The organism is Cupriavidus sp. PET2-C1 (genome assembly GCF_054515855.1).
In genome coordinates, this window is sequence record NZ_JBTNRJ010000003.1 from 863,999 (window position 1) to 877,690 (window position 13,692).

General features: G+C 55.7%; 11 protein-coding genes. 6 read left to right on the forward strand and 5 right to left on the reverse strand.

Translation table 11 applies throughout. The annotated features are described in order from the left end of the window. The first annotated feature begins 40 nt into the window (after positions 1-40). From ACX12D_RS37725 to ACX12D_RS37740, 4 genes are all read left to right on the forward strand, one after another. On the forward strand, positions 41-1,012 hold the full coding sequence (locus ACX12D_RS37725; protein ID WP_459376902.1) for a Bug family tripartite tricarboxylate transporter substrate binding protein: 972 nt from the start codon (positions 41-43) through the stop codon (positions 1,010-1,012). Positions 1,013-1,104: 92 nt separating this feature from the next. Beyond that, the gene (locus ACX12D_RS37730; protein ID WP_459376903.1) at positions 1,105-2,073 is read left to right on the forward strand and encodes a tripartite tricarboxylate transporter substrate binding protein; all 969 of its coding nucleotides are present in this window, start codon (positions 1,105-1,107) and stop codon (positions 2,071-2,073) included. An 8-nt stretch (positions 2,074-2,081) separates the two neighbouring features. Then, positions 2,082-3,704 (forward strand): N-acyl-D-amino-acid deacylase family protein, encoded by a 1,623-nt coding sequence (locus ACX12D_RS37735; protein WP_459376904.1) that lies wholly within the window; start codon positions 2,082-2,084, stop codon positions 3,702-3,704. A 545-nt stretch (positions 3,705-4,249) separates the two neighbouring features. Further along, positions 4,250-5,119 carry a TauD/TfdA dioxygenase family protein gene (locus tag ACX12D_RS37740; RefSeq protein ID WP_459376905.1) on the forward strand — a complete coding sequence of 290 codons (870 nt, stop codon included), beginning with the start codon at positions 4,250-4,252 and terminating at the stop codon, positions 5,117-5,119. Positions 5,120-5,191: 72 nt separating this feature from the next. On the opposite strand, the gene ACX12D_RS37745 is transcribed toward ACX12D_RS37740, so the two are convergent. Beyond that, complete coding sequence (locus ACX12D_RS37745) at positions 5,192-5,716, reverse strand: pyrroline-5-carboxylate reductase family protein (protein WP_459376906.1); 525 nt, start codon at positions 5,714-5,716, stop codon at positions 5,192-5,194. 151 nt (positions 5,717-5,867) lie between these two features. Beyond that, positions 5,868-6,566 (reverse strand): pyridoxamine 5'-phosphate oxidase family protein, encoded by a 699-nt coding sequence (locus ACX12D_RS37750; RefSeq protein WP_459376907.1) that lies wholly within the window; start codon positions 6,564-6,566, stop codon positions 5,868-5,870. 266 nt (positions 6,567-6,832) lie between these two features. On the opposite strand from ACX12D_RS37750, the gene pdxR reads away from it, so the two are divergent. Both pdxR and ACX12D_RS37760 read left to right on the forward strand, forming a co-directional pair. Further along, positions 6,833-8,449 (forward strand): MocR-like pyridoxine biosynthesis transcription factor PdxR, encoded by a 1,617-nt coding sequence (gene pdxR, locus ACX12D_RS37755; RefSeq protein ID WP_459376908.1) that lies wholly within the window; start codon positions 6,833-6,835, stop codon positions 8,447-8,449. A 266-nt stretch (positions 8,450-8,715) separates the two neighbouring features. Then, a complete protein-coding gene (locus ACX12D_RS37760; protein WP_459376909.1) occupies positions 8,716-9,474 on the forward strand; it encodes a maleate cis-trans isomerase family protein in 759 nt (252 codons plus the stop codon). 291 nt (positions 9,475-9,765) lie between these two features. Here ACX12D_RS37760 and ilvA read toward each other — a convergent pair whose 3' ends face one another. From ilvA to proC, 3 genes are all read right to left on the reverse strand, one after another. Next, positions 9,766-11,328: a threonine ammonia-lyase, biosynthetic gene (gene ilvA, locus ACX12D_RS37765; protein ID WP_459376910.1), complete on the reverse strand. Its 1,563-nt coding sequence runs from the start codon at positions 11,326-11,328 to the stop codon at positions 9,766-9,768. A gap of 255 nt (positions 11,329-11,583) precedes the next feature. Next, on the reverse strand, positions 11,584-12,591 hold the full coding sequence (locus tag ACX12D_RS37770; protein ID WP_459376911.1) for a nitrilase-related carbon-nitrogen hydrolase: 1,008 nt from the start codon (positions 12,589-12,591) through the stop codon (positions 11,584-11,586). A gap of 236 nt (positions 12,592-12,827) precedes the next feature. Then, positions 12,828-13,649: a pyrroline-5-carboxylate reductase gene (gene proC / locus ACX12D_RS37775; RefSeq protein ID WP_459376912.1), complete on the reverse strand. Its 822-nt coding sequence runs from the start codon at positions 13,647-13,649 to the stop codon at positions 12,828-12,830. Positions 13,650-13,692 lie beyond the last annotated feature (43 nt).

Consider the following 13,692-nt stretch of genomic DNA (forward strand, 5'->3'; position numbering starts at 1 on the left):
CTGCTGTCACAAAATCCATACCAATTTTAAGGGGCTCCACATGTCTTTGAGGAAGCTATTACTCGGCCCTCTACTGGCGATTTTAATTGCGACGGGTGTCGCCAAGGCCGATGATTATCCGTCGCGCCCGATTCGGTTGGTCCTACCTTGGGCGGCCGGCGGGAACACCGATGGCATCGCACGGCTAATGGCCGAAAGATTGTCGGCTCGTATCAACCAGCAGGTCGTTGTAGAAAACCGACCCGGCGCGAACGGCCTAATTGGCTCGAACCTAGTTGCCCGAGCAAAGCCGGACGGCTACACCATCATGCTCGCACTGCCGGAAACCAATGTACTGAACCCATTGGTATACAAAAATATCACTTACACCGCCAAAGATTTCGATGCGGTGGCATTCATTGGGATCCTGCCATTTACCCTAGTTGCCAGGGCTAACCTGGAGGCCAATACGGTTTCTGAAGTTCTGGCGTTGGCCAAAAAAGCGCCGAACTCCGTTTCCGCTTTCAGTTGGGGAATCGGCAGTACCGCACATACCGCCATCGCACTGCTCGAGCAGGCCGGCAACGTCAGACTGCTGCATGTACCGTATCCCGGTGAAGCGCCAGCGTTGACGCAGCTCATCGGAGGGCAGGGGGATCTCATGTTTCTGTCAGCCGAGCGCGCTACGACCTATGCTTCGCGCCGAGAGGTGAAAATTATCGCCGCCACGTCGTCGCAGCGGATGAAAGCCTATTCAGACATCCCGACTTTCGCTGAACAGGGTATTCCTGGTTTCGACGTTTCGCTCTGGTATGGGATCGTCGCCCCGGCCGGCACGCCGGCGCCGATCAAAGATCTTCTATCCAAGGCGGTTCATGAGGTTCTGACGGAGCCGATGGTTCTGGAAAATCTGCGCAAGCGTGGGATGGTGGTGCAGCCTGAATCGGCATCATGGTTCGACAAATTCCTCGGTAAAGAAACCACGCGCTGGGCTACGCTAATTAAGGCCAAGAATATTCACATCAATAACTGATCGGGGGCCGCTCGTGTCAGCAGGTTCAACGCGCGAGCACATGCATCAATCCTGGTGCTTGGCTGCCCTCTCTTCCTGTATCTGGAGCCTCAATGTTCAAAAAACTGCTTGCAGGTGCGACCTTGCTCCTAGCGTGCTGCTTCTCGGCCCAAGCTAAACCGCCCGGATTTCCTTCCCGGCCAATCAAGTTGGTTGTGCCTTGGCCCTCGGGCGGTCCTACGGATGCGATAGCACGATTGGTTTCAGAAAAACTCTCGGTCCAGGTGGGCCAGCCCGTGATTGTCGAGAATCGCTCCGGTGCCAATGGCATCGTGGGTACAACTGCCGTCTCGCGGGCGCCGGCGGATGGCTATACGTTGATGTTAGCGCTTCCGGAGACCAACGTCCTTAATCCTCTGGTTTACAAGACGATTAGTTATCGCGTCGAGGATCTTCAAGCATTGGCGTTCATTGGAGTACGGCCGTTTGCGTTGGTAGCTGGTCCGACCTACATGGGCAAGAGCATCAGTGATGTACTCCGGATTGCACGGCGGAGTCCGGAATCGGTGTCCGCCGCGAGTTGGGGCATCGGCAGCACCGCGCACCTAGCCATCGCCTCGCTCGAGCAGTCCGCGAATGTGCATCTGCTGCATGTGCCATTTCCGGGCACGGCCGCAGCGTCGGCGCAACTGCTCGGCGGGCAGGTAGATCTCATGATGCTTGGCCTGCAGCCTGCAACCGAATATGCGAATGCCGGGAAACTGAGCATTCTCGGGATAAGCGCCCCGCAGCGCCTTGAAGCTTACCCGGCTGTCCCGACGCTCGCCGAGCAAGGACTGGACGTCGACGTTTCCCTTTGGTACGGCATTGCGGCGCCGGCCAATACACCGGCGCCTATCGCCGACTACTTGAACCACGAGATTAATAGGGTCCTGCAGGATCCAGCCGTTCTTAAGGGGCTGCGCCAGCAAGGGATGGTTGTGCGGCCCCAGTCTCGGGGTGATTTCTCACGTTTTATCGATACCGAGTTCGGCCGCTGGTCAGCCTTGATCAAGCGAAAAAATATCCAAATCGACAACTGAGGAATCAAATGGCTACATTCAATGAAGTGTCGAGCGAAGTCGACTATCTGCTAGCAGGGGGGACGGTCATTCTAGGGGATGGGAAGCGGCCGCCGTTCCGTGGCACGGTCGCCGTCTCGGGTCGGCAGATCCTTTGGGTGGCCGAGGGCGACGTGCAGGTGCAGGCCAAGAAGAGGATCGATTGCACAGGAATGACCGTCGCCCCGGGGTTCATCGATATCCATACGCATTCCGACGCTGCGTTGCTATGCGACGGCCGGGCGGCCAGCCAGGTTAGTCAGGGTGTGACCACGGAAATCGTGGGCAACTGTGGTCACAGCTGTGCGCCTTGCGCCGACCCCGTTCTATTGCGCAAATACATCCTAGGTATTCATGATTCGACCCAGATCACCTGGCGCACATTCGGCGAGTATCTGGCCGCGCTGGAGGATGCCAAGCCCGTACTGAACGTAGGTTCGTATGTCGGACATGGGGCCGTTCGACTGGCAGTCAAACGCGCTTCGAGTTCGGCCGTGAACGCGGACGAGATGGAGCAGATGGGGCGTTATCTATACGACGCGCTTGACGACGGAGCGTTGGGGATCTCGACCGGCCTGGAGTACACCCCGGGCATGTATGCTTCACAGGCCGAACTCATGCAGGTTGGAGCCATTGCAGCTAGCCGCGACGCTATTCATGCAACTCATATCCGCAATCGCGACTGGCTCATAGAAATGGGCGTCGGCGAGGTTCTGGGTGTAGCCCGCTCAACGAAATCAAAGTTGCAGTTGTCGCACATCGCACCCAAGCACGGCGCGCCGGCCGAGGCTGTTGATCGCGTGATTGAGATGATCGATTGGGCGCGAGGCGATGGAGTCGACGTGGGGTTCGACGTGATTCCGGATGAGTGGGGACCTACAAAGGTCATCGCCTCCTTACCCAGTTGGGCGCTTGAGCTTCCTCCGGCACTGCTGCTCAAAGCGCTGCGCGAACCGGAGCAGCGGCATAAGATGGGGCAGAACGTGTTTCCCAATTGGAAACTGCTGTCGGACTCCCGCTGGGATCTTTTGGTCCTGTATTACAGCGCAGCCAATCCGGATCTTGTTGGCAAGACGATCGCTGATATCGCCGAAATCCGCGGTGTGCTGCCCTGGGACAGTATCTGCGATCTGCTTGCCGATGAAGGCGAGGGCATTGCGGGACTCATGTGGTGTGGTCGTGTTTCTCGCCAACCGGACATTGACAAATTGATCGAGCAACCTGGCTGCATGGTAATTTCCGATGGTGTGACTAAGAGTGCCGATGGGGCCCTTAGTCAGATGCGCTTTTCGCCCATCGCTTTCTCGTGGGCTACGACGTTCCTGGAAAACTATGTACAAAAATCAGGCAGGCTAACCCTGGTTGAAGCGATTTCGCGGTTAACTAGTGTGCCGGCCACTCGTTTCAAGCTGGAGCGCCGGGGACAACTGAAGGAAGGCTATTACGCGGACATCGTCGTCTTTAAAAATGACGCTATTGCCGCGCACGCCACATTGCGTGATCCTGATGCAGCTTCCACGGGAATTTTTCATGTTTGGGTTAATGGACAGGCGGTTCTGCGTGACTGCAAGCAGACCGAGGCTCGACCAGGCATGGTGCTGCGCAGGACATGATGCGGATGTGTCGAAAGTGTTATGCGCTGCAGGTTTGATAATGTTTCGTGATCGCTATCCAAACATCAAGGGGAGAGGCATTTTTCCTTCAGTGCTCACCCACGTGGTTACATCGTTTGAGCACCGCGCAGACTGGATCGCAGACAGTCTAATTACATGGCACATTGTTTTCTTAAGGCTTGCGTGTCACGACGCATGCATACGATGAACATAAACGGACTATATTGCATCGACGCGAGCACAGTTGTGAGCGGTCCGAGCCCGTGCAGTTTGAGTGTCACGGCGACACATTACTGTCTAAAGGTCGATCCTAGTTTCTCGGTGCCAATATCGAAGGCCAGCTTTCTGCCCTATGCCGGCGGCGTAGGCGAGTACCGGCTTACCTGCGAGCGTAGAGGTAGAAAAGGTTATCCGGACTTTTCACCCGGATCATGAGGTCGGTTGTGCTGATGTGGGAGGCCACTGTCGAATCACAATCAGATAATTTCGCAAGCCACGCTGTTTAAAGGTGATGTTTTGTAGTTGCGATCTATAGGGAGTAAATCATGACAATCAAGTTAATGCCGTTGTCCTACAGGATCGGCGTGGAGGCCCAGGGTGTCGATCTGTCGCAGCCTGTCTCCGATTCGCTATTCCAAGAGATCAAACGTGCCTTTCTAAACTCCGGCGGAGTCCTACTGCTACGCAACCAGCGTATCTCCAGGGAGCAGCACATCGCCTTTAGCCGACGTTTCGGCGAGTTGGATCGGCACGACGCGCTGCCCCTAGACAGGCACCCCGAGTATCCCGAACTGTTCGTTGTCGCGAACGAGCGCAGCGCGATGGGGCTCAAACGCGGTGGTGACATCGGGCAGGTCTGGCATTCAGACCTGGCACCATCCCTGCGGCCGGCCTCGGCGTCGCTTCTGCGAGCGTTGAGCGTGCCGTCGTGTGGCGGCGACACTATGTTCGCCAACATGTATGCGGCCTACGACGATCTTTCCGAAGGCATGAAGGCGCTAGTTGAAGATCTGAACCTGGTGCACGTACGCGAGAGAAAGAACGTGTCGGCCGAGTGGGCTGCCGAGAACCGGAAGCTCAACCCGCCGATTGTCCATCCGTTGGTCAAGGTGCATCCAGAAACCGGACGAAAATCACTGTTCCTATGCGAAGGCGTTAAAAACTTCGAAGGGATGACCGAGCGGGAAAGCCGTCCCATCATAGATTTCCTGATTGCCCATTCGACGCGTCCACAATTGGTTTATCGTCATCGCTGGCAGGCCAACGACATAGTGATATGGGATAACCGGTGTACTATGCACTTCGCACTTGGCGACCACGATCCCGCCGAATTGCGGCACCTGGAGAGAACCACTGTGCTCGGTGAACCCTGCGGGCGTATCTATGAAGGGACGGAATCGACACTGGCTGCCTGAACCACGGGGTAGGGCTGGCACATGAGCCGCGTAGCGAATCATGCTGCGCGAATTGCTGGTGCAGCCCTCGTCTCAGTGCTCGTCCGCCTGCGTTTCGAATCGCCCACGCCCTTGCCGCGTGACGGCTTGGCAACGGAGCAGTGTCCGAGGAACGCACCTCCTTGCGCTGACCGCTTCAGTCTTGTGGCCAAGGAGCAACACCTCGTCTTGCTGTGGTGGAGCCCACTCGTCCAGATCACGTAATGCCGCCTCGGTGCTCCCCCGTTTTGAGATGACGCGGGTTCGCAGTACATTGAAGTTTTCTCCGAGCTTTGCCAGTCCCATCGCGCCGGCAGCCGCTCGAAGGACGAGTTCACGTGCCACCGCTAGTTCGAATCCTTGCGTCTGGGCAGCCTGTTGAAAGACCTCGAGAAAGTGAAGCACATAGGCCGGCCCGCTCCCGCTTACGGCGGCGACCGCATCGAACCTCTCATCCGAATCCACCCAGAAGCAGTAGCCAGTTGAAGCCAACACGCGTTCGGCGATCGCCCTGTCCGCGTGAGACACAGCGTCCGAAGCCGCCATACCCGTAACGCCGTCGGCGGTCAAGGCACCCATGTTCGGCATTGCGCGGACTACCCGCTCGGTCCCGAGCCAACGTCTCAAGGTGCTGAGCGGCAACGATTTCGCAACTGCATGCCGAGAAGACAGTTAATTTATCCGGACTCACGATTACTTGTTGTGGGTAAGCCCGGAGTGGCTCGGTGACTTACAGACTATCGGCGCTATTGGCGATATCCTGTGATTCAACTACCGGTTTGATTTCGTAACCAGTCACGTAATCAGGAGTCGGTACATCCTGCCTCCCATTGGGATCCTTAATAGCCCCCGCGTGGACCTGCTTGATCAAAAGTTCGCCTGCCCAACAGTCTCTATCAAGATCATGCTCGAAGTCAGTTGGGGGACCCGAACGCATCTTTGCAACGGCCTCCGTAATGGAAATCCGCATGACCGTTGTACTGTTTAGTTCCTTTTCGTTGGGCGGCCGCACGTCCTGGTATCGACCGGGCAAAACATGGCGAGCATATGCCTCAAAGGAAGCGGATTTTTCGTCGATGTCTGTCACCTCCTCGGGGCAGCCGAAAATTACTACCGAACGATAGTTAACCGAGTGGTTATAGAGCGCTCGCGCCAGAACCAAGCCGTCCACGTGGGTAACGAGAATGCATACTTCGCCGCTCAATGCAGCCTTCAACATCGTGCTCTGGTTGGAGCCATGGATGTAGATGTTGTCGCCGATTCGTCCGTAGCCAGTTGGCAGTACGCGCGGTGAGCCTTCGTGGATGTAGGCTACATTGCACATATATCCCTGATCCAAAATCGCGTGGATTACGTCCTTGTCGTAGATGCCGCGATGCGGCCGACGGGTCAGGGTCGTGCGGGGAGTACTTTCGTATTTTTCGCTCATAAAGGTTTCCTTCAATTGCTTGTTACACATTCCGCCTCGGGTTGGGAATGTTGCCAGCGGTAAATGCTATGGGCCTTCGGTTTGCCGCCAAGCTCTTCGCCGGTCACATGCTGTCCGGGTCGTTGATGAAAAGTGGCTGGCGAGCAAGAAGTGGCATCCTGGTTGACGAGCCAGCACGCCACTTGCTATCTTTGCGGTGAAGAACATCGCCCCGACGCCTTCCTCTATCCATCAGTCCGGGCCATTTTCAGAGAGAGGAGGAGTCTGTGGACAAGCCACTAATTGAAGTTGAAGCAAGCCACTTGGAGCAGGATCAGCTGCAACCGGTCGGGGGCCGCAAGCCAAGAGCCTCCAAGGCACGATTGTTGGATCTGATCACAATAGACCGGTCAAACGATTCGACTCTAGTCGATCAGATCGTCCATGCAGTTCGTCGCATGATTACAAATGGAGCCCTGCAGCCGGGAGACTTATTGCCGTCCACGCGGGAAATGTCTCGCACTTTGCACATTGCAAGGACGACTGCGCTGGCCGTAATCACTCGTCTGGATGAACAAGGATTTGTAGAGACGCGTGTAGGTTCGGGCGTTCGGGTGCGGGCAAGACAATCCGATCATCTTCCAGATTTGAACCTGCCCCTATCCGCGAGCAGCACGTCGGCTCGTCCGCGGCGGGCTCGCGAAGGACACTCAACGCGCAGTGACCTGAGAGATAAGCTTCCGAAGCACGTGCTGATTAGCAGTACGCAGCAAAGAAACATGCAGCTGCTCTCTAGCGCAATCCCGTTTGCGCCTGGGATGCCGGCGATCGACCAATTTCCCTACCGGGAGTGGAGCGAATTTGCAGCGAAGGCTTGGAGAAATGCCACTTCCGCACTGTTGGAAACTCGTGATCCGGCTGGTTACCGACCGCTAAGAGAAGCGCTTGCTGCCTATCTGGGGAGCGCCAGAGGGGTCCGATGCAGTGCTGACCAGATTATCATTGTGTCAGGCGCTCAACATGCCTTCGATCTCACACTGCGTGTACTGACAAAGCCAGGCGACACAGCACTAATCGAAGACCCCGGATTTCTTGGCGCGCGAAATGCAATGCTTTCCGCGGGGCTCTCGTTACGGGGTATTCCGCTAGATGAGCAAGGGGTGTTAGTGCCCACCGAAGGCGACTCGGATGGAGCAAGGCTGCTCTACACAACGCCATCACATCAATATCCTATGGGCATAACGATGAGCGTAGCTCGCCGCGAGGCCCTATTGGAATGGGCTTATCGCGAGGGGTGCTTTATCTTCGAGGATGACTACAGCAGCGAATTTCGATATGGAAGCGCGCCTCTACCGGCGCTACAAGGCGCTGATGAGGGCTGCCAGGTGATCTACGCAGGCACATTCAATAAGATCATGTTTCCCTCTTTGCGGGTTGGCTACCTGGTCATTCCAGATCAGTTAGTAGACATCTTCCTGAGCATGCGAACTTGGTCCGATGGCTCCCCTCCGGGAGCGATTCAAGCTGCCATGCTGGAGTTCATCGACCGTGGAACTCTCTACTCACATATCAGACGGATGCGTGAGATTTACGCTGGGCGGCAGGCGTTGCTTCGAGAGATGCTGCGGGTTCGATTTGGGGCATCGCTCTCCGTGGTTTCAGATGCGGCGGGCCTGAACCTCGCAACGGTCGCAAGCTCTCCGATAGACGATCTAGCATTCTTTCGCAGCGCTCTCGACGAAAACGTCGTGTGCCCACCGTTGTCGCAGTACTTCCTGGAAGTAGAGCCCCTAAGGGGGTTCCAACTCGGGTTCGCAGCAAGCAATGAAGCGCAGATGAAGATCGCAATGGACAGGCTCGAGGCCGTATGGACCAGGAGCGGCATCAAGCAAGCATTGCTCTAGCCCTGTGCTGTCGCGGTGGACGAATTCAGCGGGGTTCGCACGTGCTATGGCATCGAAATCGAGGCGAAGGAGGAAAGGGGGGCGACAACTGCGCGCGCCTCTCGCAACTCGAAGCCGAGCTGATCCCCTGATTTGCGATTTGATGGCGGCTGCGTCGTTCCGACGGATCGACTGGCAATTGGTCTGTCCTGTTTGAGGTAACTGGCCCGTTCGATGATATAGCGACGCCATATCCTGCAAGGAGTTCTCAACTCAGGATGCGTACTATGCAGCAGACTCGACTCGGATATGAATTCCGTACCGATATTGAAAAGATGGCCAAGATGGCACTTATTGTGCTCCGGACAGATCGGACGCTTGAAGGCGAAGTTCGGGCCAGCTTACCTTCAACGCCCGTCGCGCTATACCATAGTCGCATCTTCAACGAATTCGACATCACGCCAGAGAGCTTGGTGGCCATGGGTGACCTTCTTGCTCCAACAGCGGCCCTTTTTCCGCCTGACTTCAATGCGCAAGTGGTCGCCTTTGGCTGCACCTCGGGCACCATGGTTCTTGGCGAGGATAAGGTGGCCGAGATTGTACATAGCGTCCATCCGAAGGCTGCGGTGACCGAGCCGGTGTCGGCATGCATCGCGGCATGCGCTGCTCTTCATATGAAGCGTATTAAGTTAATCACGCCCTATCGAGCAGACGTCAATCGCAAAATGGTAGATGGCTTGCGTGCACGGGGCCTTGAAGTCGATTCGATCGTGTCATTTGAAGAGCCGGACGACAGGAAAGTTGGACTCATCGCAACACGGAGCGTGGTAGAGGCAGCTGTCCACGGTGGCGGACCGATGCCTTCTTACGTGGACGGTGTCTTCATTTCCTGTACGACACTACCCACTTTTGAGGCTCTTCCCGAGATTGAGAGAATTACGGGAAAGCCCGCCACTTCCAGTAATCATGCGCTTGCTTGGCATATGCAAAAGCTTGCGGGAATTGAACAGAAGCGACCGTCGCTCGGACGGCTGTTCGGACTCTGAAAAGGCGAGGGTAGGCTTCCTTTTTAAGAATTGGTGAACATTGGCGCAGTTCGTTCATCGTTGCAAAGCCGGCAGCCCGTTGTTTTTCGAAACGGGGTACAGAGCATCGTACCCACGAGCAACCCTTCATATAAAAAATAAGGTAATCCGGATGCGCGGTTCGCGCATCCGCATGTCCAGGCTTCGCAAGGCGCCCCTTCGCTGTGCCTTCGCGTTCCCAGTCTGCCGGCGAGAGATGTGGGGACCCATATCCTTAACGAGCAAAACAATCAGAAAACCTTAGCTTAAGCATCAACGCAAAAACATGCGGTAGGCGAGATTGTTGGAGTAATCTGTGAACTTATACGGCTGCTTCAATAAAAACGAAGAAAATCTTTCATTCTCCTTATGAGGGACCTGGATGCCAACCAAAACACGACCGAAATCGGCGCCTTGATTTCGGTAATGAAAGAGGCTTATATTCCATTTCGAATCTAGCAAGGAGAGAAATGTAGATAATGCTCTTGGTTTTTCGGGGAAATTAAATTCAATAAGTTGCTCGTCATCCGGCTGACTGGAAGGCCCCGTAACAAGATGTCGAAGGTGCTCCTTGGTTAGCTCGTCATCAGTAAGGTCTAATGTAGAGTATCCATTCATGGAAAAGATTTCCATCATTTGGGAAATCTCTTCTCGAGCAGCTATCGATAGACGAACCAATACCCGTGCATCAGCGCGGTCAGCCATACGATAGTTGAGTTCCGTCACGTTTCGTGCTCCGAGCAGGCTGCAGAATTTCTTGAGCTCGCCACGTTGTTCACCCATAGTGACAGCAAAGATGGCTTCGCGCTCTTCGCCGAGGACTGCACGCTCCGCGACGAATCGAAGCCGCTCGAAGTTCATATTCGCTCCGCTCGTGATGGCCACGAACGTTTGACCAAGATCTACGGCTTGCCCTGCGTATTGCTTGACTGCCGCAACGGCCATCGCGCCGGAAGGCTCGAGAATTCCTCGGGTGTCTTCGTACACATCCTTGATGGCGGCACAAACGGCGTCAGTTTCAACAACTACGAATTCATCCACCAACTCGCGAACGAGACGATAGGTTTCGTCACCTACCAACCTGACTGCCGTACCATCGCAAAATAGTCCCACTTCCTTGAGTTGGACCCGCATACCTGCAGCGACGGAGTTCAGCATGGCGCGCGAATCTGTCGTCTGCACGCCGATCACCTTTACCTCGGGTCGTACGGCCTTTACATAACTCGCAACACCGGCAATCAATCCGCCGCCACCCACCGGACAGAAAATCGCGTCAATCGGCCTTTGATATTGACGCAGTATCTCGAGCCCAACGGTTCCTTGGCCGGCGATAACGTCTGGGTCATCAAAGGGGTGTACGAAGGTGAGATTTTCCGTCTTCTGAAGCGCTACCGCGTGCTGGTATGAGTCTGAATAGCTGTCGCCAAAGAGTACGGCTTCGCCGCCGAGGGCGAGGACGCCTTGCACTTTCACTTCAGGTGTTGTCGTGGGCATAACGATCACGGCTCGGCAACCCAGCTTCCGAGCTGCGAGGGCGACACCCTGGGCGTGGTTGCCTGCAGAAGAACAGATCACACCGCGGGCCAACTCCTCAGCGGTAAGTTGCGCCATTTTGTTGTACGCACCTCGAACCTTGAAGCTAAAAACTGATTGTGTGTCTTCCCGTTTCAATAGAATGGTGTGCCCTAGCCGAGCTGAGAGCTTCGGCGCCTCGACTAGATCCGATTGTGATGCAACGTCGTAGACTCTTGCGGTTAGAATCTTGCGAAGGTAATCGGCCCCGCTAAGCGTGCGATGTTGGGGCGCGTCGCCTGCTGTTTTTAGGAGTTCAGTCATTTGGACTATGGTCATTGAAAAGCGCCATCGCCCTTGACGCTTTGCGAGTATTCTTAGCCCGACTTCAATGCTCACATTGGAGCGAAGTTCAGGTGAAACGAGCAAGAGTCAAGCGCGGATTCATTGGTGGAATCGGCTCTATGTCAGATCTATTAGGAATCTTGCAGTGAAAGATCGTAGATTCACGACCCTTCTCGCGACGCCACATTTTTATAGCTTTGCTAACCTATGTGTTCGGGGGGGGGGCGTACGGGCTTAGGGAAGCTCGACTCGAAATTTCGAGCTTGGGCGCCAGGCGCCCGGCCATACGCGGGCCCCTCCGTTACGCATCCTGCGAATTTCTGCTAGTGGGATAGCTGAAATATGAAGGAAGGCGTCCGCTGTACCCGCAGAAGTTGCTCTGGGAGCAACGTTAAGGAGGGTTCCATCGCTACCCAACGGCTCTTCGCACGGCACGAAGACTGCCGCGCCAGAATAGTTCGAAGGATGAAAGGGTGTGTAAGGTGTGTTGCCTACAGCGCCCACGACGCACACGGCAGCCTGAAGTTCTACGGCACGGCTTTTTGCGCAGCTGAACACACGATGATACCCATCGGACGTCATAGTCATACTTGGCACCAACACTAGATCGATATCGAGTTGGCTGAGCTGGCAAGACAACCAAGGCTGTTCGATGTCCAGGCACGTCAAGATAACGCATCGCCATCCCTGGATTTCGAACACGGACAGGCGCTCTCCTGGGTGAATCAAAAAATCCTTCTTTTCAATCGGCGTTAGGCACAGTTTTTCGTGGGTGGCGATCACCCCTTTTTCGCCAACGAGAATGGCCTGATTCACGACTTGTTGGTTGAGCATACGGGGGAAACTGCCCGCAAGTATGGAAATTTTGTTCCGACTTGAGATTTCTGTGAGGTCGGAAACTAGCGATGTTGAATCGGTAGCTAGCGCTCGAATAACTTCCGATGGAGGTTTTGAATGATCCGACGAAAGATAGTGTGCCCAGTGCAGGCCAACGAGCTCCGGAAGAACGAGAAGGTCTGTATTTGCACTAGAGGACGATTTTGCATATCCATCGACAATGGCGAGCCAATCTAGATATGATTTGCAAGGTGCTTCAAGATCATAGATGCACAAAGCGATTTTCATAATAAGAATAATTAATTCAAGAGAATATCTGCCTGGGCATCCGAAGGGCGCTTTGCGCAGACTCAGACGGGAGACTTTTTCATATGCTGTCAGGCTTTCGCTAGGCGAGGCTCTCATGAGGAGACTCACGTGAGTAAGCCACTTTGGAGATTGTTGGCAGGCCGGTTATGAATCGAAGCGGCTGTTGGCTATGCCAGGGGCGCAGGCCGAACTGGGAGGCTAGCCACCATAGGCAGGGGCCTGCTCACAGAGATTCTGGAGCGGCCCCTTTGCCGCGCTGCCGATGAGCGTAGCAACGAAGAGCGGTCAAAGCTCGCGGGTAAGAGTTCGAATCAGCTAGTACGGGCCTTGCTTCAAGACTCCCGATGCTCTGCGCTCATTTCAGCCGCACGCCGATTTGCTGCCCACATTGCATCAATGAAAGTCTGCTGCAGCCCTGCAGATCGAAGCAACTCGATGGCCGCAGCGGTCGTGCCACCCTTGGATGTTACGCGTGCGCGCAGAGATTCGAGCGGCTCGCCGGCCTGGGCCGCCAGCGCGGCCGCCCCGGCTACGGTGGCTCCCACCAACTCCGTGGCTTGATCGTTCGACAAGCCCATCTCTTTGCTGGCCTGCACCATGCTCTCCATTACGTAGAAGATATAGGCCGGGCCGGAACCTGATACGGCTGTCACCGCATCGATCAACCGTTCTTCATTCATCCAGAGGAATCTACCAGTGGCAGCTACCAACATCTCCACCCGTGATCGGTCATTGTCGTTGACCTCTTCGGGGGCGAACAAGCCGGTGATGCCCATGCCAATCAACGCCGGTGTATTTGGCATGGCGCGCACCACCCGCTTCACGCTCAACCAGCGCCGCAACGTGGCAACGGCGACTCCTGCCGCCACACTGACGTGAAGAGCAGATCCGGTGAACGGCGCAACCTGACCCGCTGCCTCCGCAAAATGTTGGGGTTTAACAGCCCACACAACCATACGACATCGCACGAGTCGGTCGCAGGGCCCCTCTGACACGCTAACGCCGAAGTTGTCGGCTAGTTGCTTGCGTGCCGCCGCGGACGGGTCCACGACGTGAATTTCCTCTGGCGACATGCCGCCTCTCAGGAGGCCGCCGATCAATGCCGTAGCCATGCCTCCGCCACCAACGAATGCCACTTCCAGATCTCTTTCCATACTTTCAATGGAGCACCTCGTGCTCGTCGTTTAGGTGGATGGA

Bases quoted from the DNA above. Each gene is read 5' to 3' on its own strand.
- ACX12D_RS37770 (WP_459376911.1), bottom strand. From the start codon at position 12,591: ATGAGAGCCTCGCCTAGCGAAAGCCTGACAGCATATGAAAAAGTCTCC.
- ACX12D_RS37735 (WP_459376904.1), top strand. From the start codon at position 2,082: ATGGCTACATTCAATGAAGTGTCGAGCGAAGTCGACTATCTGCTAGCA.
- ACX12D_RS37725 (WP_459376902.1), top strand. From the start codon at position 41: ATGTCTTTGAGGAAGCTATTACTCGGCCCTCTACTGGCGATTTTAATT.
- ilvA (WP_459376910.1), bottom strand. From the start codon at position 11,328: ATGACTGAACTCCTAAAAACAGCAGGCGACGCGCCCCAACATCGCACG.
- ACX12D_RS37740 (WP_459376905.1), top strand. From the start codon at position 4,250: ATGACAATCAAGTTAATGCCGTTGTCCTACAGGATCGGCGTGGAGGCC.
- ACX12D_RS37750 (WP_459376907.1), bottom strand. From the start codon at position 6,566: ATGAGCGAAAAATACGAAAGTACTCCCCGCACGACCCTGACCCGTCGG.
- proC (WP_459376912.1), bottom strand. From the start codon at position 13,649: ATGGAAAGAGATCTGGAAGTGGCATTCGTTGGTGGCGGAGGCATGGCT.
- ACX12D_RS37760 (WP_459376909.1), top strand. From the start codon at position 8,716: ATGCAGCAGACTCGACTCGGATATGAATTCCGTACCGATATTGAAAAG.
- ACX12D_RS37730 (WP_459376903.1), top strand. From the start codon at position 1,105: ATGTTCAAAAAACTGCTTGCAGGTGCGACCTTGCTCCTAGCGTGCTGC.
- ACX12D_RS37745 (WP_459376906.1), bottom strand. From the start codon at position 5,716: ATGGGTGCCTTGACCGCCGACGGCGTTACGGGTATGGCGGCTTCGGAC.